This window comes from Brachybacterium zhongshanense (assembly GCF_055385755.1).
On record NZ_AP043790.1, the window covers coordinates 815,220 to 836,138 of the forward strand.

General features: G+C 70.0%; 21 protein-coding genes. 9 read left to right on the forward strand and 12 right to left on the reverse strand.

Annotated elements, in window-relative coordinates:
• Positions 1-61: 61 nt before the first annotated feature.
• Entirely contained in the window at positions 62-466 is a 405-nt protein-coding gene (locus tag ACZ5AJ_RS03635; protein WP_464137160.1) for an Rv3235 family protein, read from the reverse strand.
• Positions 463-1,350, reverse strand: a complete 888-nt coding sequence (locus tag ACZ5AJ_RS03640) for a LysM peptidoglycan-binding domain-containing protein (RefSeq protein WP_464137162.1) — start codon at positions 1,348-1,350, stop codon at positions 463-465. The genes ACZ5AJ_RS03635 and ACZ5AJ_RS03640 overlap by 4 nt, the downstream gene beginning before the upstream one ends.
• Before the next feature lie 501 nt (positions 1,351-1,851).
• On the opposite strand from ACZ5AJ_RS03640, the gene ACZ5AJ_RS03645 reads away from it, so the two are divergent.
• Positions 1,852-2,394, forward strand: coding sequence for a hypothetical protein (locus ACZ5AJ_RS03645; RefSeq protein WP_464137163.1), 543 nt, complete (start codon positions 1,852-1,854; stop codon positions 2,392-2,394).
• A 179-nt stretch (positions 2,395-2,573) separates the two neighbouring features.
• Here the strand turns inward: ACZ5AJ_RS03645 and ACZ5AJ_RS03650 are convergent, their stop codons facing one another.
• Positions 2,574-2,798, reverse strand: coding sequence for a helix-turn-helix domain-containing protein (locus ACZ5AJ_RS03650; protein ID WP_464137165.1), 225 nt, complete (start codon positions 2,796-2,798; stop codon positions 2,574-2,576).
• 248 nt (positions 2,799-3,046) lie between these two features.
• On the opposite strand from ACZ5AJ_RS03650, the gene ACZ5AJ_RS03655 reads away from it, so the two are divergent.
• From ACZ5AJ_RS03655 to ACZ5AJ_RS03665, 3 genes are read left to right on the forward strand one after another with little or no spacing between them, the layout of a single operon-like run.
• The gene (locus ACZ5AJ_RS03655) at positions 3,047-3,682 is read left to right on the forward strand and encodes an SAF domain-containing protein (protein ID WP_464137166.1); all 636 of its coding nucleotides are present in this window, start codon (positions 3,047-3,049) and stop codon (positions 3,680-3,682) included.
• Entirely contained in the window at positions 3,679-4,965 is a 1,287-nt protein-coding gene (locus ACZ5AJ_RS03660; RefSeq protein ID WP_464137168.1) for an AAA family ATPase, read from the forward strand. The genes ACZ5AJ_RS03655 and ACZ5AJ_RS03660 overlap by 4 nt, the downstream gene beginning before the upstream one ends.
• 12 nt (positions 4,966-4,977) lie before the next feature.
• On the forward strand, positions 4,978-5,424 hold the full coding sequence (locus ACZ5AJ_RS03665) for a DUF6912 family protein (protein ID WP_464137171.1): 447 nt from the start codon (positions 4,978-4,980) through the stop codon (positions 5,422-5,424).
• 81 nt (positions 5,425-5,505) lie between these two features.
• Here the strand turns inward: ACZ5AJ_RS03665 and ACZ5AJ_RS03670 are convergent, their stop codons facing one another.
• Positions 5,506-6,012 carry a DUF2505 domain-containing protein gene (locus ACZ5AJ_RS03670; RefSeq protein WP_464137172.1) on the reverse strand — a complete coding sequence of 169 codons (507 nt, stop codon included), beginning with the start codon at positions 6,010-6,012 and terminating at the stop codon, positions 5,506-5,508.
• A 133-nt stretch (positions 6,013-6,145) separates the two neighbouring features.
• On the opposite strand from ACZ5AJ_RS03670, the gene ACZ5AJ_RS03675 reads away from it, so the two are divergent.
• Complete coding sequence (locus tag ACZ5AJ_RS03675; RefSeq protein ID WP_464137174.1) at positions 6,146-7,636, forward strand: sensor histidine kinase; 1,491 nt, start codon at positions 6,146-6,148, stop codon at positions 7,634-7,636.
• Between the two features lie 90 nt (positions 7,637-7,726).
• Here ACZ5AJ_RS03675 and ACZ5AJ_RS03680 read toward each other — a convergent pair whose 3' ends face one another.
• Complete coding sequence (locus ACZ5AJ_RS03680) at positions 7,727-7,975, reverse strand: WhiB family transcriptional regulator (protein ID WP_329745188.1); 249 nt, start codon at positions 7,973-7,975, stop codon at positions 7,727-7,729.
• Between the two features lie 437 nt (positions 7,976-8,412).
• Between ACZ5AJ_RS03680 and ACZ5AJ_RS03685 the strand changes: the two genes are divergently transcribed.
• Positions 8,413-8,910, forward strand: coding sequence for a hypothetical protein (locus ACZ5AJ_RS03685; RefSeq protein WP_464137176.1), 498 nt, complete (start codon positions 8,413-8,415; stop codon positions 8,908-8,910).
• Positions 8,911-8,938: 28 nt separating this feature from the next.
• Here ACZ5AJ_RS03685 and ACZ5AJ_RS03690 read toward each other — a convergent pair whose 3' ends face one another.
• From ACZ5AJ_RS03690 to ACZ5AJ_RS03715, 6 genes are all read right to left on the reverse strand, one after another.
• Positions 8,939-11,476, reverse strand: coding sequence for an ABC transporter permease (locus ACZ5AJ_RS03690; protein ID WP_464137178.1), 2,538 nt, complete (start codon positions 11,474-11,476; stop codon positions 8,939-8,941).
• Positions 11,476-12,294, reverse strand: coding sequence for an ABC transporter ATP-binding protein (locus ACZ5AJ_RS03695; protein WP_464137179.1), 819 nt, complete (start codon positions 12,292-12,294; stop codon positions 11,476-11,478). Before ACZ5AJ_RS03695 ends, ACZ5AJ_RS03690 begins: the two co-directional genes overlap by 1 nt.
• Positions 12,295-12,435: 141 nt before the next feature.
• Entirely contained in the window at positions 12,436-13,161 is a 726-nt protein-coding gene (locus tag ACZ5AJ_RS03700) for a response regulator (RefSeq protein ID WP_464137181.1), read from the reverse strand.
• The gene (locus ACZ5AJ_RS03705; RefSeq protein WP_464137182.1) at positions 13,161-14,561 is read right to left on the reverse strand and encodes a sensor histidine kinase; all 1,401 of its coding nucleotides are present in this window, start codon (positions 14,559-14,561) and stop codon (positions 13,161-13,163) included. The genes ACZ5AJ_RS03700 and ACZ5AJ_RS03705 overlap by 1 nt, the downstream gene beginning before the upstream one ends.
• A gap of 133 nt (positions 14,562-14,694) precedes the next feature.
• The gene (locus ACZ5AJ_RS03710) at positions 14,695-15,438 is read right to left on the reverse strand and encodes an SOS response-associated peptidase (protein ID WP_464137184.1); all 744 of its coding nucleotides are present in this window, start codon (positions 15,436-15,438) and stop codon (positions 14,695-14,697) included.
• A gap of 1 nt (position 15,439) precedes the next feature.
• Positions 15,440-16,750: a YihY/virulence factor BrkB family protein gene (locus tag ACZ5AJ_RS03715; protein ID WP_464137186.1), complete on the reverse strand. Its 1,311-nt coding sequence runs from the start codon at positions 16,748-16,750 to the stop codon at positions 15,440-15,442.
• Positions 16,751-17,030: 280 nt separating this feature from the next.
• Here ACZ5AJ_RS03715 and ACZ5AJ_RS03720 point away from each other — a divergent pair, with 280 nt between their 5' ends.
• From ACZ5AJ_RS03720 to ACZ5AJ_RS03730, 3 genes are read left to right on the forward strand one after another with little or no spacing between them, the layout of a single operon-like run.
• The gene (locus ACZ5AJ_RS03720; RefSeq protein WP_464137188.1) at positions 17,031-18,257 is read left to right on the forward strand and encodes a CpaF family protein; all 1,227 of its coding nucleotides are present in this window, start codon (positions 17,031-17,033) and stop codon (positions 18,255-18,257) included.
• Entirely contained in the window at positions 18,254-19,126 is an 873-nt protein-coding gene (locus ACZ5AJ_RS03725; protein WP_464137190.1) for a type II secretion system F family protein, read from the forward strand. The genes ACZ5AJ_RS03720 and ACZ5AJ_RS03725 overlap by 4 nt, the downstream gene beginning before the upstream one ends.
• On the forward strand, positions 19,123-20,067 hold the full coding sequence (locus tag ACZ5AJ_RS03730; protein ID WP_464137191.1) for a type II secretion system F family protein: 945 nt from the start codon (positions 19,123-19,125) through the stop codon (positions 20,065-20,067). Before ACZ5AJ_RS03725 ends, ACZ5AJ_RS03730 begins: the two co-directional genes overlap by 4 nt.
• A 364-nt stretch (positions 20,068-20,431) precedes the next feature.
• Here the strand turns inward: ACZ5AJ_RS03730 and ACZ5AJ_RS03735 are convergent, their stop codons facing one another.
• Positions 20,432-20,815 carry a hypothetical protein gene (locus tag ACZ5AJ_RS03735; RefSeq protein ID WP_464137194.1) on the reverse strand — a complete coding sequence of 128 codons (384 nt, stop codon included), beginning with the start codon at positions 20,813-20,815 and terminating at the stop codon, positions 20,432-20,434.
• Between the last annotated feature and the right edge of the window lie 104 nt (positions 20,816-20,919).

The window sequence follows — 20,919 nt, forward strand, 5'->3', positions numbered from 1 at the left end:
TCCGTCCCCTCCCTCGTGACGTGTCGGAGATCCTCGACGTTCCCCGGCGCGGTGCGGCGGATCAGCCGATCTCCAGTACCGTCACCTTCCATCCGGTGTGCCGCAGCTCCCAGCGCATGGCGAGGAAGCGCGCTCGATCAGGCTCCCGCAGAACGCAGCTCGCCTCGACTGCCCGCTCGTTGACGATGCATGTCCGCACTCCCGATATCTGCAGCTGCTTCGGCGGCGCATAACCGGTGGCGGCCCGCAGACGTCGAGTGAGGGCGGCGCGCCGGGAGAGCATGAGAGCGACCTCGGGGGTGACGATCCGCGTCAGGGCGTTGTCGGGGCGCATGTCACGGACGATCTCCACTGCGCGTCGGGCGACAGGCTCGATCATCCTCTCGATGGTGCGCGGATCGTTGGGCTGAAGACCTTCCCGACCGTTCGGCATCGGGGCGACGGGCTGCTGGTCAGTGGTGCTCATGACTGCTCCTGTGAGGTCAGATGGCCGGGCACGGTGAGTACCTGGCCGGGGATGAGATGGGAAGGGTCATCGCCGATGACATCGATATTGGCCTCGTGGAGGAGGGGCCAGGAGGTCGCGATGTCGGCGTCGGGGTCGGCCTCAGGGCCGAGGAGGTCGTCGGTGATCGACCAGAGGGTGTCTCCCTGTTCGACGATCACGGTGCTGGCGGGGGCGGACTGGTTCGGGGCGCTGCTCTCGGAGCCGCCCGCCCCGCCGGGCGGAGGCGGAGTGCTCCCGTCGGTCGAACCGGAGGCAGGAGAAGAAGGGTCAGCCTCAGCGGTCTCTGAGTCGGACTCTCCACCCGATCCTGATGCTGAATCCCCCTCGGTCCCGATCGCCGTGTACCGATCGGGTTCCTGCTCAGGGTCGGTATCGGGGACCGGCGTGCCCTCCCAGCCCAGGTCGGGCAGCTCCTGCGAGGGGACGGCTCCCGAGGACGGATCCGGATCGGCGAGTGCTGGCTCCGGCTCGGTCGTGACCGTCGAACCGTCGCCGTCCGTCGGACTGATGCTCTGGGCGATGGCTGTCCCGCCCGCAGAGGGATGGTCCTCGATGGAGCTCTCGACGGATGCCGACGCCGGAAGCAGCATAAGCGATCCGGCGATCGTGGCCGTCGAGGCGCCGACGGCGATGCGACGGGCGAGACGGGGCGCGAGCACCCTCAGCGCGATGAGGAGCGCTCTGCCCATCCCGCTCGCGGGACCGGAGAGCGTGATCAGCGCTGCCAGGAACCACACCACTGCCAGGTAGCCGCACAGCAGGATGCCGAGAGCGGCTGTCAGCACCAGGACCCAGGCGATCAGGGCATCTTCGCCGAGCCCCTGCCGTGCCTGGGGGAGCATCGCTCCGAGCGTCCGCACCATGGCGAGAGCGCCCGCGAGGGCGAGGACCGTGCTGGCGAGATGACGTGCCGGGCCCGGAAGGTGCCCGCGGGGTGGAGGTGGAGCAGCTGCCGCCGAAGCGTGCCCCCGAGCACGCGCAGACGAGGACGACGATGCTCTCTGCGCTCTCTGCGCTCTCTGCGCTCTCTGCGCTCTCGGCGCTCTCGGCGCCGGGCGCGCGGCCGTGCGACGCCGCTGTGATGCGGTCATGTGGTCCACCCCTGTCGTCCTGGCGGCATCTGCACGGTCCCCTGTGTTTGATGCAGTTTGGTGCCGCTTGGTTCCTGTCAGAGAAACTAGTGGGCCGCGACTCGTGGCGCAATTGGCCAAAAGTACCGTGTGGACGGATGCCGTTGGGGAGGAGTGGTACTGAAGTACCGGACGAGTCCCGTGCGGTGGTACGGAGGTACCGGTCCGGTGGAGCACGCGACTCGGCGTCGAACGCCCTCCTAGAGTGACCTCATGCGTTTCGACCGAGTCTTCGAGGATCTCGAGGGGCAGATGGCCCATCTCGAGCAGGAGGAGATCCGTGCGGTCTCCGAGGACCTGACGAGGGCGGAGAGGGCTCAGCTCGCCCTCGCGGACAGGATCCGCGGGGCACTCGGATCGCAGATCGTCGTGCTCCTCGGGGAGTCGGCGCGGGTGCATGGAACAGTCGCGGACAGCGGCTCGGACTGGGTGCTTCTGGAAGGCGCTGGTCAGCGGCGTGCGCTGGTTCCGCTTCATGCGATCTGCGCTCTGCAAGGGCTTCCGCCTCGTGCTCGACCGCCTGCGCCGAGCATTCCCCCGCCCGCGTCGCTGACGGGACGGCTGCGTGCCCTGGCTCGAGACCGTCGTGCGGTCCTCGCCGAGACAGCCGCTGGACGGATGACGGGAAGGATCTCGGCGGTCGGAGCGGACTGGGTGGAGATGCGGATCCTGCCGACGGGAGAGGCCGCGGCCGGGGCCGCCGGATCCGTCGTCACGATTCCTGTGCGTTCGCTGCTGCAGATCGTCGATGGGTGATGTGCAGTCCGAGCGCTCGGACGCGTCGCGGGCAGAACTCCCTGCCGGTGCCCGGACGACCTCGACTAACCGGCGGTGCAGGTCTCGCTCAGCGGTGAGAGAGGCCCTGCGTCGTCTCAGATCCGATGGTTGAGATCGCGCGCAGGAGTCTCATGGTCCGGCCTGTGTGAGGCTGTCATTCACCTCTGGTGCGCGCGCAGGCGCTCCTCGTGCAGCGCCTGCTCCGTCGCTGCGTAGCTGCGTTCTATGTAGGTCTCGAGCTCGGAGGACTCGACCCGCCATTGTCCGCGCCCGCCCACCTTGATCGCCCGGAGCTCACCCGAGCGGACCAGCGCGTATGCCTGGGATGCGGAGATCGCCAGCACCTCGGCGACATCGGTCAGCGGCATGAAGCGGGGTGGCATCGCCCATCCTCCTCGGGTGGTGTCGGCGGACATGTACGGAGACAGTCTTGCAGAGTGCGCCGTGCACCGACGACTGATGTGGACGACGGCAGCCAGCTCTCCGCGCGGCCCGGGGCTGTTCCTGCAGCCCGGTTATCCACAATTCTCCGGCAGGGGAGGAGAGGCCGACGCCGAGCGCATAGCCTCCCGGCGAAGGATCCCCTGTCCGAGGAGGGATCCGCGACCGGGTCTGAGACCAGGAGGCCGATATGACCGCTGATGCTCCCGTGATGAGGCTGCGTCGACCGCGATGGAAGGACCCGAGGCTGATCGTGGGCGTGATCCTCGTGATCGCGAGCGTGCTCATGGGGGCCCTGCTGGTATCGCGCCTGTCGCAGACGGTCCCGGTGCTCGTCGCGCGCACCGACATCGTCCCGGGGAGGACGCTGGACGACTCGGTGCTGACGACCGTCGAGCTCCGTCTCGGGGACCAGCGCGATCTGTACGTGGGCCAGCTCGCAGCGATCCCCGATGGAGCCGTCGCCTCGCAGTCCATCCGGGCAGGGGAGCTGCTCCCCGCCTCGGCCATAGGGCAGCCGGTCGATGTCCCGCTGCGGCCTGTCGTGATCCCGGTGGGCTCTGCCGTCGCGGAGTCGGTGAGCGTGGGAGCCTCCGTCGAGCTGTGGCGAACGCCCGATCCCGACGAGACCGACAGCGGAGCGAGCCTGCTGGTCGAGGACGCTGTCGTACGGCGCATCGACGAGGGCAGCGCACTGGGTATGCAGTCCCGTTCTGTCGAGGTGCTCGTGCCCAGGGACCGTCTGGCTTCCGTCCTCGAGGTCCTCGCGCGTGACGAGAGGCTGGATGTCATCGGCGTCCCCGGGGCCTTCGGAGCTGTCGGATGATCGACGTCGTCCTGTGCGCCTCGGGCGGAGATGAGGTCCGGATCGTCCATGACATCTCGCAGGACCATGCCGGGGACCTGCGTGTCGTTCGCCGTTGCGCCGACCTCGCCGAGACCCTCGCCGTCGTCGCCGCAGGCATCGGTGACGTGGTCCTGATCGATCTCGGCGTGCGCGGACTCGGCCGGGACCCGTTGACCGCTCTGCTGAGCGATGCCGCCGTCGTCGGCCTGCGAGGGGCCTCTGACGCATCACGCACCACCCTCGGGCTCCGTCACGTGATCGATGCGTCCGCGCCCACCGGGGAAGTGGTGGCAGTGATCCGCGATGCTCACGAGGGCGGGGAGGAGCAGGACGCCTGGGTGCAGGAGCCCGAGGTCGAGGACGAGGAGGCCGCGGGACGGCTTCTGGTCGTGTGGGGGCCCGTCGGATCCCCCGGACGCAGCACGGTCGCCGCGAACATCGCGTTCGAGGCCGCACTCGCGGGGCGATCCGCAGTGCTGGTCGATGCCGACACGATCGGTCCCTCGCTGAGCCAGCTGCTCGGGATCCTCGATGAGTCGCCAGGTCTGGTCGCGGCCTGCAGAGCCGACGACCGCGACACGCTGGACGAGGAGATCATGCAGTCCCTGCTCCCTGAGCTGCGACCGGGACTGCGCGTGCTCAGCGGGATCGGGGTGGCGGCCCGATGGCCGGAGCTCCGGCGAACTGCGCTGGACGGAGTATGGCGGGCGCTCCGCAGGCTCGGTGTCCTGGTGGTGGTCGACGTCGCCGCTCTTCTGGAGGAGGACGAGGATCTCAGCTACGACACCGGCGCGCCGCAGCGGAACGCAGCAGCGATCAGTGCGCTGATGCAGGCCGATGCTGTCCTCGCCGTCGCAAGTGCTGACCCGGTCAGCATCACGCGCCTGCTGCGGGAGACCGCACGGCTGAAGGAGCTCGGCGTCGAGCGCCCGCACGTCGCCATCAATCGGATCGGACCCCCCGTCCCCGCGGCCCGCATCCGTGAGCTGGTCGAGAACCGCATGGCGACGGCGAGCGTGACCTCGCTTCCAGACGATCCTGCGGTCTGCCGCAGTGCGCTCTGGGACGGGGCCCTTCTGGCGGAGTCCGCACCCCGTTCCGGGCTGCGCCGTGCCGTCCGCGATCTCGCCGCCGCGATGACCGCACTGTGGTGGGAGCCCGAGGACACCTCCAGGAGACGCACCCGGGCCAGGCCCGCAGCGCCGAAGCGCGCCGGAGAGCAGCAGGAGGACGATAGCCAGCTCGATCCGATCCCCGGGTGAGAGGATGACGGCATGAGGATCTTCCTGCCCCTGATCGCCGAGGATCGTCCCTCGCTGACCGACGATGAGCCGGAGCTGCTGCTCGGGGTCGGTCGAGCGGCATGGGCCGTCACGCCCTCAGCCCGAGCCGACCGCCCGGACGAGGACCCCGAGGACCTCGAGTACGACGCCCTGCAGGACGCTGTGCACGTCGGCCTCGTGACAGGTGCGCGGACCTCCCGCGCCCTCGTCATCGCCGCCGACGTCCCGGACTCCGCACTCGGCGGCGCCGAGGACACGGGCGGCGCCTACGGAGTCGTGACGCTGCGCGAGACCACAGCCCGCGTAGCGGCCCTCCATGTCACCGAGCAGGATGCAGAAGCAGCCGACGCCGACGACACAGACCCCGCGCTGCTGTGGTTCGACGCCTCCGAGGCAGACGAAGCCATCGCCTATCTGGACGCCCGAGCCGGCGGCTGACCCGCGCAGCTCTCAGCCGCACCCCGAGGCTCCTGGCCGAGGCGGGCACGGCCCGCCCTGCGAGGGGCGGGGGCGCGAGGGTCAGGCGCTCTGAGAGTCCCGATACTTCGCCGCAGCCTTCTCCTCCGTGCGGAGCACCTTGGAGACGTAGGGGACCGCCGCCTTCTCCAGGCGCGACCCGATCAGCGGGACCTTCGCCGTGAGGTCGCCGTCGATCAGGACGGTGCAGGAGCCCTCGCCCTTCGGCGTCAGCGTCGTCGACGCGCTCACCCCCGCCGGGGTGCCGGCGACGTCGAGCTTCATCGTGCCCGTCCGGGACCCGTCCGAAGCAGGTGCCGACCAGCTCTGCTCCTCGCGAACCGTCACCGACGATCCGACGAACGGGCGGACGATGTCCGGGACGCGGTCGGTGGGCATCGCCAGCTCAGTGCGCACGACGAACGCTCCCGATGGATCGCCCTGCACGGTGGCAGATGCGCTGGAGGCGCCGAGCGAGGCCCGCCGCACCTCGGCGTACGACTCATCGGCGTACATGGCGGAGGCGGCGCTCGCCGACACAGGCAGGTCGAGGGTCTCTCGCAGCTTCATTCCGTTCCTTCCACGAAGTTCGATCGGCCACAGCCTAAGCCAGTGCGCGGACAGCCCCGGACAGCAGCCGAGCCGTGGGCGGGCGGCGGAGCTCGATGGGGAGGCATCCTGCCTCTCCCACTAGCATGAGCTCATGCCGAGCCTGTCGAAGTTCCTCGCCGACAACCGCCGTTTCACCGAGAAGGGGGCGGACTGGCTGCAGCACCTCGCCGGGGACTGGAGTCTCGTGTCGGATCTGCTGCGCGCCGATCTCGTGCTCTGGGTGAGGAGCGACGAGGGCGCAACAGCCGTCGCCCATTGCCGGCCCGCCACGGGCGCGACCGTCTACTACGAGGACCCGGTGGGCGATGTCGTCGCTGCGGACGAGCACCCGGCACTGATCGCCCTGCTCGACGGCGGTGCCGTGGACCACGAGCCTGTGGAGATCGAGCGAGAGGGCCGAGAGGCCGTCGGCCTGCTGATCCCGGTGCGCAGGAACGGCGAGACCTATGGTGTGCTCGCCGCCGAGAGCCCCAAGCCCACCGGGCAGCCGTCCACCGCCGAGCAGCGGCAGGAGCAGCTGGGGCGGCGTCTGCTGCGCATGGTCGAGGCCGGCGCCTACCCGATCGAAGGCGCTCCCATCCCGCCCCGCCGCGGCGCCCCGCGCGTGGGCGACGGCGTGGTCGAGCTCGATGCGGGGGGAGTCGTGCTGTGGACCTCGCCCAATGCGCTGTCGGCGTTCCATCGCTTCGGGGTCGAGGGCGATATGGAGGGGACGACCCTGGCAGAGCTGTCCACCGGGGTGCTGCAGTCACGAGTGCCGGTCGATGAGTCGCTCCCGCTGGTGCTGATGGGCAGGGCGGCATGGAGATCCGATATGCAGGCACGAGGGGGGACGCTCTCGCTGCGTGCCGTGCCGCTGACCGAACGGGGAACCCGCACCGGTGCGATCGTCCTGGTGCGCGACGTGACCGAGCTGCGCCGACGCGAGCGTGAGCTGATCACGAAGGATGCCACCATCCGGGAGGTCCACCACCGGGTGAAGAACAATCTGCAGACGGTGGCCGCACTTCTGCGCATGCAGTCCCGGCGGATGAAGTCCGAGGAGGCGCTAGACGCGCTCACCGAGGCGATGCGCCGCGTATCGACGATCGCGCTCGTCCACGAGTCGCTCCTGCAGGGTTCGCAGGAGGCGGTCCACTTCGATGACGTGATCGACCGCTGCCTGCGCCTGGCGGTGGACGCCGCCAGTGCGACCGTGCACCGCGAGGGGACCCCGCAGCTGACGGAAGCGCAGGTGGAGGTGCGCACCCAGAAGATCGGACGGGTCGGCTCCATCAACGCGGAGGACGCCACGCCGCTCGCACTGGTGGTGACTGAGCTGGCTACCAACGCGGTAGAGCACGGGCTCTCCGAGACAGGGGGGACGCTCACCGTGCGCAGCGAGCGGACCGGGTCGCACCTGGTCATCGCCATCGAGGACGACGGTGCGGGGATGAAGGGGACCAAGCCGACCGGTCTCGGCACGAACATCGCCCAGACGCTCGTCCAGGGGCAGCTGGGCGGAACACTCACCTGGCAGAACGGACCGGACGGGGGGACGCAGGCGACGATCGACGTCTACCTGGATCCGGTCACCGTGTGACGTCGGGCCCCCGATGGGCGGAGCGGGGGCAGGACGCCCGTGAGGACGGCAGATCGGGGCGATCCGCCGTCCTCACGGATGTCGAAGGCGTCAGCTGGCGCGGCGGGCGCGCGCGTTGCGGCGCTTGAGGGAGCGGCGCTCATCCTCGCTCAGGCCGCCCCAGACGCCCGAGTCCTGACCGGTCTCGAGGGCGAACTTCAGGCAGGCCGTCATGACGTCGCACTTCTGGCACACCGCCTTCGCCTCCTGGATCTGGGTGATCGCCGGTCCGGTGTTCCCGATCGGGAAGAACAGCTCGGGATCATGCTTGAGGCACTCGGCACGGTGGCGCCAGTCCATCGTCACTCTCACTTTCCAGATCGCCACTCATCGCCCGTGGACGATGCGCGGCGAGGGTTGCCCCGGCAAGGGACGTTCTCGGTTCGAAGGCCCCGCACCGAAGCCCCGGAGCATGCTGTCGCCGAGTTCTTCAATGGGGTTTGAGGGCCGTGTTCCATTGTCTGGGCCGGTCGGGGCGTCGACAAGAGTGCTGGGCCACCGGGGTGGGTGGCACTTCCCACATGGCGGACGCTTGCACGCGGGCCAGCTCGATGCGGTCGGACGATCCCGGCAGGGACATCCTCAGGGTGCGCCGGCCATCTGTGCGAAGTGCGGGACCGGCCTGTCAGGGAGCTGTGACTGCAGACGGGCTGCAGACGGGCTGCGGTCGCCGTGCGGGTGGTCGCCTCGCACCGCCCCCACGGCAGCCGCTGACCGGGGACGGCTACAGTTCCCCCATGTCCTCGAACGCCTCCCCCGATCGACGCCGCACCTCCTCGAGCACCCGGAGGAGCGCCGACGGCCGCGACGCAGCCGGCCGGCCCGCGGACGCGCCCGCGGGCCGGCCGGAGACCCTCTCGGACCCCGATCCTCGGATCCGTCCGGCGGCCGCCGCACTGCTCGGCATCGAGGCGATCGCGCTGCTGGCCATCGCCACCTACAGCTTCGTCCTCGTCGCGGGAGGCAGCATCTTCCCGCGGCTCGGGATCGGCCTGGGACTGTTCCTGCTGCTGTTCGCCGTCGGCATCGTCCTCGCCGCCCGGAGCGTCTTCGTGCGAGGACGCTTCGGTCTGGGGTTCGGCATCACCTGGCAGCTGTTCCAGGCGCTCGTCGGCGCCAGCCTCCTGCGGGGCGCGCTCTACTGGCAGGGGGCGCTCGCGCTCGTGCTCGCCATCTCGGTGTTCGTCCTGCTGACGGCGCTGGTGCGCTCGACTCCGCTGCCTGAGCGGGACTGACCTCTCCCCGGTTGGGGGGCGCCGACGATCAGGCGGCCTCTGCCAGCGCCTCCGCCGGTGCGGTGCGAGCGGCGGATCGGCCAGGCAGGATCGAGGCGACCGCGCCCGCGACGACCGCGAGCACGAGCACCACGAGCAGCTCGGTCCAGGGGATCGAGATCGTCACCGGGAACGATGATCCCAGGAGGGAGGCGATCCCGAGAATCCCGTAGACGCTTCCCAGCAGGATGCCGAGCACGGCGCCGACGACGGCCAGCAGCACGCCCTCCCACCCGAGCATCGCGCGCATCTGGCGGCGCGTGGTCCCCAGGGCCCGCAGCAGCGCATTCTCACCGGTGCGCTCGACCACGCCCAGGCTGAGCGTGTTGGCGACGCCCACGAGCGCCACCAGCACGGCCACCGCCAGCAGGCCCACGGTCACCCCGAGCAGGATGTCCAGCACCTGCGCGTAGGACTCGCGCTCGGCACCGCCCATGTCGTAGCCGGCCCCGCTGAACCCGTCTCCTGCCAGCACCTGATCGATCGCGGAGGACACATCGAACACGTCCGTGTCCCCGCGCTCCGCCGTTCCCGGGTCTGCGAAGTCGGCGAGCACCACCGGGGTCGAGGCATCTCCGACGAGCTCCTCCAAGGTGGCAGCGGTGACCAGCGACATCTGCAGGTTCGCATCGACCTGGACGCGCAGATCGTGCTGCTGTCCGTCGGCACCCTCGACGGAGAGAACCTGCCCGTCGACCACGCCGAAGCGCTCAGCCCGTTCCTGGCCGAGCAGCACCACTCCGTCGACGAGGTCGTCGGCGATGCCGGGGCGATGCGAGACCTCGCGGACAGCCTCGGGCGTCGTCCCGTAGAGGGTCATGGGCTCGGAGACGCCCACCTCGACATCGCCCCGCGCGGCGGACTCCACGGCGTCCACGCCGTCGACCGCTGCGATCCGGGCGGCGGCGTCGTCGGGCATCGCATCGGCGGTGATCACCATGTCGATCGGTCGACGGGAGTCGAGCTCCGAGGTCAGCGTGGTCTCCGCCGAGCTCGCGCCGACGGCCATCATCGTCATCAGCGTCGTCCCGATGAGCAGCGCCGCGATGGTGGCGGCGCTGCGGCGCGGATTGCGGGCGACGTTCGCGCTGGCGATCCGGGCAGGGAGTCCGCCGATCGCGCCGAGCGCCCTCCCGACCAGGGACGACAGGGGACGGGTCGCGATCACCAGGGACAGCAGGATTCCGCTGAAGCTGAGGACACCGCCTGCCAGGGCGGGCAGCAGACCGAGGGTGCTGCCGCCGACGGTGCTGAGCACGGCGCCGCCCACCATGGCGGCCGCGCCCAGGACCACCATGGTCAGACCGAGGAGACCGCGCGCTCCGGGACCACGACGGCTGACGGGAACGGCCGGGCGCAGCGCCTGCAGGGGCGCGACGCGGGTGGCCGCGCGCATCGGTGCGAGGCTGGCCAGCAGCGTGATGGCGAGGCCCGCCACCAGCGGCAGCAGCACGGACAGAGCACTCACCCGGACCGGCATCAGATCGTCGACCCAGCCGAAGCCCGCGGCGCATGCCAGCGCGGCCTGCACGAGCAGATGACCGCCGAGGGCGCCCGAGGCCGCACCGATCAGCCCGACGGCGAGGGACTCCCGCAGCACCACGCCGCGGACCTGGTGCCGAGTCGCGCCCAGGGTGCGCAGCAGTGCGAGGCTGCGAGTGCGCTGGGCGAGGGTGACGGCGAAGGTGTTGGCGATGACCACGGCACTGGTGAACAGGGCGATGACGACGAACACGGCGAGGATGGCGCCGAGGGCGCCGAAGCCCTGGAGGTACTCGGCGGTGGCCTGGTCGGCGGCCTCGTCCGCGGTCATCGCGTCGAGACCATCTGCCTGGGCCGAGGCGACGACGTCCGTGGGATCGGTGCCGTCGGGCACGGTGACGAACCAGGTGGACGTATCGGTGCCCTCCATCGGACCGAGGATCGCGGCCGCCTGCCCCTGGCCGATCATGAGCCGCGGAGAGGCACCGAACAGGGACCTCTGACCGGCGGAGATGCCGGAGACGGTGACGTCGGTCGTGGCCTCCTGCGCCGTGCCCTCCCCATCATCGCCGTCGCCGACGAACGGGGACTCGAGGGCGAGGGAGTCGCCGACGCCGACGCCGAGAGCATCCGCGGCCGTCTCGTCCAGGACCACCTGGTCCTCGGCACCCGGCAGGGAGCCGTCGACGAGATCGGGGCCGGGCTCGCCGTCGGGGATCAGCGACGCGCTGAGGTAGGTCGAGCCCTCGTCGGAGGTGGCCTCGAGGTAGGTCTGCACGCTCGGCCAGATGCTGCGGGCGCCGTCGACATGCGGAGCAGGCAGCGGTGCGGTCGCGCTCCAGTCCTCGTCGCTCAGCTCGGTGGTGACGACCGCGTCGACACCGTCGTACGCCGAGGCGGCCTCGGAGCGGATCGAGGACTGCACGAGGTTGCCGGCGAGCACCATGACGGCGACGAAGGCGCAGGACAGCGCGATGGTGATGACGGCCGCGAGATGACGGCGCAGGGGAGTCAGGCGGACTGCGGTGCTGGTGCGGCGGGCCATCACTTGCTCCCTCGCAGGTCCTCGTCGGCGGAGATGCGTCCGTCGGCGAGCGTGATGATGCGATCGGCGCGCTCGGCGGCATCGCGCTCGTGGGTGACCATGACGACGGTCTGGCCGAACTGGTCGACGGACAGTCGGAGGAAGTCCAGGACCTCCTCGGTGGTGCGGGAGTCGAGGTTGCCGGTCGGTTCGTCGGCGAAGACGACGGCGGGCGAGGTGACCAGGGCGCGTGAGATCGCCACGCGCTGGATCTGCCCGCCCGAGAGCTGAGAGGGAAGATGATCCAGACGATCTGTCAGGCCGAACGCCCCGGTGACGGTGTCGAACCAGGAGCGGTCCACGCGCCTGCCCGCGAGCTCGAGCGGCAGCAGCACGTTCTGCTCGGCGTTCAGCATGGGCAGCAGGTTGAACGACTGGAAGACGAAGCCGATGCGATCCCGGCGCAGACGGGTGAGATCGTCGTCGGACAGGCCCGTGATCTCCGTGCCATCGATCTGCACGGAGCCGGAGTCGAGCTCGTCGAGGCCGGCAAGCACGTGCAGCAGCGTGGACTTGCCCGAGCCAGACGGCCCCATGATCGCCGTGAACTCGCCCTTTCGGACGTCCAGATCCACACCGTCCAGCGCTGTCACGGCGCCGGCCCCGGTCCCGAAGACGCGCCGGAGTTCTCGGGCGCGGATGGCGGGGACGGCGTCCTGCGCAGCGGTCCGAGGATCGGTGCGGTGCCCTTCGGCGGCATCGATGGGGATACCAGTGCTGAGGCTGGCGCTGGCGTCGGTGACGCCGGGGCCGGCGGGGGAGGGAGCCGGGGTGCTCATGGGTCTCCTTCAGGTCGGGGCTGAGATGGCAGGAGCCATCCTGCGCGGTCCGCACCCCTCTCCGCGTCCCCCCGCGGTCCGATTCCTCTGCAGGTCAGGAGGCCCCGTGGGCTCCGTGGGACCCCGGATTCCGGGTCCGTGTCATACCGAGGGATGATCTCTGCTGTCGCCCGGTGCGACCAGGCCCGTCTCGAAGGCGATGATCACCGCCTGCACACGATCGCGGGCATGGAGCTTCGCGAGCACCCGGCCCACATGCGTCTTGACCGTCGCCTCGGCGACGAAGAGCTCGGCCCCGATCTCCTGGTTCGACAGGCCCCGACCGATGAGGACGAGCACCTCCCGCTCGCGATCGGTGAGGGCATCGAGCACCGAGGAGTCCGGCTCGGTCGTCTCCGGGACGGCGACGACGCGCTCCAGCAGACGCCGGGTGGCCGACGGCGCGATCACCGCATCGCCCCGGTAGACGGTGCGGATCGCCGCCAGCAGCTCTTCGGGCTGGGCGTCCTTGAGCAGGAACCCGCTGGCCCCAGCACGGATCGCGGAGACCACGTACTCGTCGAGGTCGAAGGTGGTGAGCACGATGACCTTCGGTGCTCGATCGGCAGGAGCCTGCTCGAGGATGCGGGCCGTCGCCTCGATGCCATCCAGGCGCGGCATCCGCACGTCCATCAGCACGACGTCCACGGTCCGCGAGCGCAGGCTGTCCACGGCCTCGATCCCGTCAGAGGCCTGCAGGACGACCTCGAGGTCAGGCTGGGAGTCGATCACCATGGCGAAACCGGCGCGGACCAGCGGCTGGTCGTCGACGAGGGCGATGCGCAGAGGGCGTGCGTCGGTGCCGGGCAGCTCGGAGGCGGCGGTCATCAGGGTGTCCCTTCGGGTCGGGGGATGGAACGGTCGGCAGAGGGCGATCGGGGGGCACCACGGGGCGGCGGAGGAGCATTCGGGATCGGGGTCGGGGTCGGGGTCGGAGCTGGAGTCTGAGCCTGCGCATGAGCCGGGGCTTGCGCATGAGCCGGGGCCTGCTCTTGAGCCAGGGGGAAGACCGCCCGCACTCGGAAACCGCGACCGGGAAGCGGACCTGCCTCCAGGATGCCTCCGAACAGGGCGACGCGCTCGCGCATCCCGGTGATCCCATGGCCCTGGCCGTCCGACGCAGGGTCGATGCCCTGACCGTCGTCGACCACCTCGACCTCGAGCTCGCGGGCATCGCGCCTGATCCGCACCGCGGCACTGGCACCCTCCCCGCCGTGCTTGAGCACATTGGTCAGGGACTCCTGCACCATGCGGAACAGGGACATCCCCAGGGACTGCGGGAGATCGTCGAGCCGGCCGCTGCTCTCGAGCGAGACCTCGAGGCCTGCCGCACGCACCTGCCCGACGAGATCGGCGAGGCGCTCCGGTCCAGGCTGCGGGCCGTACACCGTGTTCTCCTCCTGCCTCAGGACGCCGAGCAGCGATCGCATGTCCGCGAGCGCGGTGCGCCCCGTCTGCGAGATCGTCGTGAGGACGTCGACCGCCTTCTCCGGCTGCTGGGAGGCGATGAAGCGCCCGCCGTCGGCCTGCGCGATGATCACCGACAGCGAGTGCGCGACCACGTCGTGCATCTCGCGGGCGATGCGGGCGCGCTCATCGGCGACGGCGAGAGCCGTGCGCTGCTCGCGCTCGCGCACCGCCTGATCCGCCTTCTCCCTGGCCAGGCGCAGCTGGTCCACACGCACCCGCTGATAGCGGGCGAGGGCCCAGACGCCCAGCACGACGGCGCTCCCCAGTCCGGTGAACACGAGGAAGGAGAGGACCTGCAGGTACCACGGCTGGACGTAGCCGTAGCCGTCCTGGGAGGTCGAGATCGTGAGCAGGCCCGCCTGCATCGCGCAGCCGACGAAGGCCGCCGCGAGAGCGAGGCGCGAGGTCCGGCGCGATCCGTGCACGGTGGCCATGTACAGCGCGTAGAAGATCATCAGATCGCCGAGCACCACGGGCATGGCCAGCGCCCAGTGGGCGACGGCGAGGACGCCGATCGCGAGGGTCGCCCAGCCGGTGTGCGAGCGCAGGAACATGCCCGCGGCGACCATCGGGACCGTGAACAGCAGCCAGCCGCCGCTGCCCGCGATGATCGAGGGGATGATCCCCAGGGCGAGGATCGCCGTCAGCGAGCCGAAGACGATCCTGTCCACCGCAGTGGGGTTCTCGGCGATCCAGCGCAGCGGGCGGTCCAGCCCTCGGGGGAGGGAGGTGCGGTCCGGACGGTCGACGGAGGACATGGCCGAAGCGTATCCAGGTCTGCGGTGTGCGGGCGTCAGACCCGGGGTGGAATCCGGCGTCGGATCCGACATGAGGCGACCCGGGCAGCGGATCCGCACAGGGGAGAGCGTGCAGGGGAGAGCGCGCAGGAGGTCAGAGCAGTGTCGGGCGGGGCTCGATCAGCTCGGGCCCGTCGTTCCCGACCCGTCCGACGGCAGTGGACACCTCGCGCAGCTCCAGCAGGGAGTCATCGAGCAGGTGCTCGTCCTCGAGGATCCACTGCTGCGCCGCATGGCGATCATCCATGCCTGTGTCCAGCCACGCGTCGACGCTGTCGCGCCGCAGCATCACCGGAGTGCGGTCATGGATCTCGGCGAGCTCGCCGGTCGCCTCGCGCGTGATGATCGTGACCGATAGCAGGAACCGTCCGTCGTCGGACGCCGCGGGACCCTCATGGCCTCCGGGTCCCTTCCACCAGGAGACCAGGGCCGCCATGTACAGGGGCGTGCCGTCGGCGGGCGCGATGTAGTACGGCTGCTTGCGGGAGCGTCCCTCGCGGACCCATTCGTAGTAGCCGTCCATGGGGACGATCGCGCGGTATCGGCCGAGGCTGCCGCGGAAGCTGGGCTTCTCGGCGAGGGTCTCCCGGCGGGCGTTGAAGGTCCGGGAGGAGAAGGACTCGTCCTTCGCGAACAGGGGCAGCAGCCCCCAGCGGGCGACGCGCAGCGCTCGCAGCGTCTCACCGGTCTCCGTGTCGACGGACTCGGTGACCACATAGATCGGGACCGTCGGCGGGATGTTCCATCGGGACCGCAGGTGCGGATCGGCCAGGTCGACCGCATCGAGATCGTCGATCAGCGGTTCGATCTCCTGGAAGAAGGCGAAGCGGCCGCACATCTCAGCGATCCTCGTCTGCGGTGGAGTCGGCTCCGTCCGTCCCGCGGGTCCCCTCGGGCTGCCGGGTCGCGTCGGCCTGCCGGGCTCCGTCGGCCGGTCGTCCGTCGTCGGCCGAACCGTCGCCGACGACGGGGATGCCTCCGGTCGGCGTCAGACGATGCTGCGCGTCGAGATAGGCCTCGGCGTCGCGGTGCAGGTTGCGCAGGCGGATGTCGCGCCCCGCATCGACGAGCGCCTCATGCTTGGCCTCGGCCTTCTTCGCGCCCTTGTCCTCCCGCAGCGGCAGCGCGAGACCGCGCTCCGCGGGACGGCCGGACTGCAGCTCCTTGGCGCGCTCGAACTCGGCATCGACCTCCGCGCCCAGCAGGATCACGATGTTGATGACCCACAGGGCGAACAGCACGGCCATGATGCCGCCGATCGCGCCGTAGCTCGAATACCCGGCCACCGTGGCCATGTAGATCGACAGCGCCACGGCGGCGACGGCGATCCCGACGATCGCGAACACACCGCCGGGCGAGACCAGCCGGAAGGGCTTGGCGATGTTCGGCGCCCCCCAGTAGAGCAGCGAGATCAGCACGAAGGCGATCACGAGGATCACCGGCCAGCGCACCCACGCCCAGATCGGAAGGAAGGAGTCCGTGAGGAAGTCCAGCGCCTGCGTCGAGCCCGTGCGCTCGGCGATCGGACCGAACAGCCCCTCGACGATCGTGCGGTTCAGCAGGATCGAGACCAGCACCACCAGGATCCCCACGACGAGGACGACCGTCAGGCCCAGCATGGTCGCGTTCAGGCGGATCGGTCCGCGCCCCTCGGGCACGTCGTAGATGCGGTTCGCGACACGGCCGAACGCCTTGATGAACGCCGAGGCCGACCACAGGGCCGTGGCGATGCCGATGATCAGGGCGACCGTGCCGCCGGTCGCGGAGCCCATGAGGGAGTCGAGCGTGGAGTCGACGGCGGAGTCGACGTCCATGCCGCTGCCGCCCGCGGCATCGGCGATGGCGTCCTTGATGAGGTCGGCGATCTGATCCTTGATCCCCGCGAGCAGCAGGGTCGCGAGCGAGAACAGCGCCAGCAGCGTCGGTGCGATCGACAGCACCATGAAGTAGGTGAGCTTGGCGGCCTGGTCCGTCCCGCCGTCGCGCGAGAACTCCGCGAGAACGCGCTTGGCCATGTAGCGGATGGTGGGACCGCTCAGCCGCGGAGGACGCTCCCCGCGCGCGTCCTTCCCCGCGTCGCTCCTCGAGCCCGGCCGGGGGGAGCCGACCGGGGTTCCCGAGGGCCGCTGGATGTCGGCGGTGTCCTCCATGAGCGCCTCCTGACAGGTCGCCGAGGGTCGTGACGTGGCAGACATCCTGCCACGAACCCGGAGGAGAGGCGGGGCTTCGGCGGCCAGCGGGGCGGGGGAACGGGACCCATGGACGGCGCAGCGCAGCGCGGCATACCGGAGTTATCCACAATCGAGGGTCCTCCCGAGCGGGAGACGATGCTGCCTCCCTACAGTGACCGACGACATCCGCCGAGACCTCGTCCGGGCATGAGGCGCGGCGGCGGATCCGACAGCCGGCAGGAGCAGCGAGGGGGAGCGGATGGACGCGGTCACGACCATCGAGGCGGAGACGAGGGAGCTCATCCGACGGCGCGGGCTGGACGCTCGAGCCGATCAGCTCGAGCCGCTGATCCGCGAGGTCCTCGCGGACTACGACCGCCGCGCCGCGTCCGGTGCCGTGCCCGTCATCCGCGTCCCCGACACCCTCGTCGCCGAGGTCGCCGCCCGCATCGGAGGGTTCGGCGCGCTCCAGGAGCTGCTCGACGATCCCACGATCGAGGAGATCTGGCTGAACTCGCCATCACAGGTGTTCATCGCGAGGGATGGTCGGAGCGAGCTGACGACGATCGTCCTGACGGACGACGAGATCCGGGGGATCGTCGAGCGCATGCTGGTCAGCTCCGGACGACGTCTGGACATGAGCACACCGTTCGTCGACGCGCTGCTGCCCGACGGCTCGCGCCTCCACGTCGTCATCCCCAGCGTCACCCGCCGGCACTGGGCGGTGAACATCCGCAAGTTCGTCGCGCAGGCCTTCGACCTCGACGGCCTCGTCACCCTCGGCTCGCTGACCCCCCAGGCCGCGACCTTCCTCGACGCCGCCGTCGGGGCCGGGCTCAACGTCGTCGCCTCGGGGGCCACGGGTGCAGGGAAGACCACCTTCCTGCGATGCCTCGCTCAGTCGATCGGAGCGAGGGAGCGCGTGGTCACCATCGAGGAGGTCTTCGAGCTCGATCTCGCCCTGCGCGATGTGGTCGCGATGCAGACCCGTCAGGCCAACCTCGAAGGGACCGGTGAGATCCCGTTGAGGAGACTGGTCAAGGAGGCTCTGAGGATGAGACCCAGCCGCATCGTCGTCGGCGAGGTCCGCGAGGCCGAGGCCCTGGACATGCTCATCGCCCTCAACAGCGGCCTGCCCGGCCTGGCGACCATTCACGCCAACTCCGCTCGGGACGCTGTCGTCAAGCTGTGCACCCTGCCGCTGCTGGCCGGGGAGAACGTCTCCAGCCGCTTCGTGGTGCCGACCGTCGCGAGCGCCATCGACCTCGTCGTCCACCTCGACATGCTCGCCGACGGACGCCGACGGGTCCGCGAGATCGTCGGCCTGACGGGTCGTGTCGAGGACGAGACCATCGAGGTGTCCGACCTGTTCGTCCTCGACGGCGAGCGGCTGGTGCGGGGAGACGGCCACCCGCCGCATCCGGATCGTTTCGCTCTCGCCGGGCACGATCTGCGCGGCATGCTCGCACCGCTGGGCGCGGCATGATCGACGGGGCATTCATCGGGCTGGTGCTGGGTCTCGGTCTGCTGGCTGTGTGGTGGTCCCTGTGGGACCAGCAGGGACAGCAGACGCGTCGAGGTCGCCTGGCCGCCGCGATGGACGATCTGCGCGACGACCTGATCACCGTCGGGCTCGGTGCTGTTCCGCCAGCGGCGGTGCCGCTGCTCAGCGCTGGCCTCGGACTCGTCATCGCTGCTGTGCTCTGGGCGATGGCCGGCGGCACGGTGCCGGCGCTCGCCCTGGGCTTCATCAGCGCACTCCTGCCGACGGCGGTGCTGAGGTCAGCCGCGCGGCGCCGCGCGACGGCCCTCAGAGAGGTCTGGCCAGAAGCTGTCGACCACGTCGGCTCCGCGATCCGCGCCGGCCTCTCCCTGCCTGAGGCGCTCGTCCAGCTGGGGCGCAAGGGACCCGACGAGCTGCGCCCCGCTTTCGTCGAGTTCTCCCGGGACTACCAGGCGAGCGGAGATTTCGCCGTCAGCCTGGATCGGCTGAAGCTGCGTCTCGCGGACCCCGTCGGCGACCGCATCGTCGAGGCGCTGCGTATCACCAGAGACGTCGGGGGCACCGATCTCGGTGCACTACTGCGCACCCTGTCCTCCTTCCTCCGGGAGGACGCGCGAACACGCGCCGAGCTCGAGACCCGCCAGTCCTGGACCGTCAATGCAGCGCGCATGGCCCTCGCCGCTCCCTGGGCGGTCCTCGCTCTGATGGCGACCAGGCCGCAGGCCGCCCAGGCCTATGACAGCCCGGCCGGCATGGTCATGATCCTCGCTGGCGGCGTCATCTCCGTGATCGCATATCGCATCATGATCCTGATCGCTCGGCTCCCGCAGGACGAGCGGGTGCTGCGATGAGCGTCACCAGCGCGATCACGACCGGCGCCCTCATCGGCCTCGTCCTCGGCATAGGCCTCGCGCTGCTCTCCGATGCGCTGCCCTGGCTCTGCCACCGGGACCTCTCGGCGCGCGTGGACCCGTACCTGCGACGCTCCCGATCGAACTCCCTGCTGGCGGCGCCGCGCGGCGCCGGGCGGATGAGGACCGTCATCGAGAACCTCTTCGGACCCGTCGCCCAGCGAGCCATCGGCCTGCTCGAGCGCCTCACCGGCGGGTCCGAGCAGCTGGAGCGTCGCCTGCGCCTGGCGGGACGCACCTCGAGCGCCGACTCGTTCCGCATCGAACAGGTCGTCTTCGGAGCCGTCGGAGCGGTGATGGGCATAGGCGCCGCTGTCGCCGCCATCTCCCTGCGCGGAGCGAACCCACTGCTCGGGCTGATGATCGTCCTGCTAGGAGCGCTGCTCGGAGTCCTGCTGAGGGACTATCTGCTCAGCCGCGAGATGGACAGGCGCGCATCCCGCATGGCGCGCGAGTTCCCCACGGTCGCCGACCTGCTCGCCCTCGCCGTCGCAGCCGGAGAGAGCCCGATCGCCGCGATGGAACGGGTGGCGCGATCCTCCACAGGAGCCCTTCCGGACGAGTTCGCCGCCACGGTCTCGGACATACGCGCGGGCACCAGCATCTCGCAGGCTCTGATGTCCCTCGGGGCGCGGACCCCGCTGCAGGCGCTCTCGCGGTTCGGAGAGGGCATCGCCATCGCCATCGAGCGAGGCACCCCGCTCGCCGAGGTCCTGCGCGCTCAGGCCCAGGACGCACGAGAAGCATCCAAGCGCGACCTCATGGAGACAGCCGGACGCCGCGAGGCGATCATGCTCGTCCCCGTGGTGTTCCTGGTGCTGCCGCTCGTGGTCGTCTTCGCCATCTTCCCCGGGATCTCCGTCCTGGAGATCTCGCTGTGATCGGGCATGGCGTCACCCGTCGCCCGCAGATCCACACGATCCGTCCCGTCGAACAGCATCCGAGCCCGTCCCGCAGCACGTGGGGCATCACCAGAGGAGAGAGCATGACCATCCACCGCACGACCATGCACCGCGCATCACTGCACCGCACGACACGACGCGCTGCTGTCGCCGATGGGCGGCGTCACCCCGGGGATGCAGGTCATGACATCCGCAGGGCTGTCCGATCCACGGTCGGAGAGCGGATCCTGCACCGCCTCGCGACCGAACAGGGCGACGTACCGGGGTGGGTGCTGATCACGCTCGTGAATACGCTCCAAAGGAACATTTCATTGTTGCAGGTCAGAGCCTCCCTTGGGGTAGCTCAGTCCTCCGGTGCGGTATCGGGCTCGCCCCACTGACGCGACCACAGCGCAACGGTCGACTCTGCGTTCACGAAGTCGAGGAACTTCTGGGACGCTCGGAAGGTGATCTCGCTGGACGCGATGCCGTCGTGTCCGAAGTGAAGCGTGAGGAGCTCTGGCGATCCGACGTTCGAATCGAAACTGCAGCCGATGAACTCCGGAGGTGCCGATCGGCCCAAGCGGATTGAACCGCTCGAGCGATCGACCTCATACGCCTCACCGGCAGAGAGCGCAGCCAGATGGAACTGGCAGACGCCCGCGCTCATGAACGGACCCTCGGGGTTCAGGTTGAACACGGCCTCGCGCTGCTGGTCGCAGCCATCAACAACACACAGTGCGCTCACGGGCACCCCTCTCATTGGTTGAGGTCAGTATCTTGGGCGGTCGCCTGGCCCACAAGAGGTAAGAGGCGCAGGCGTTACGTCTGTCTGATGCAGACGCAATCATC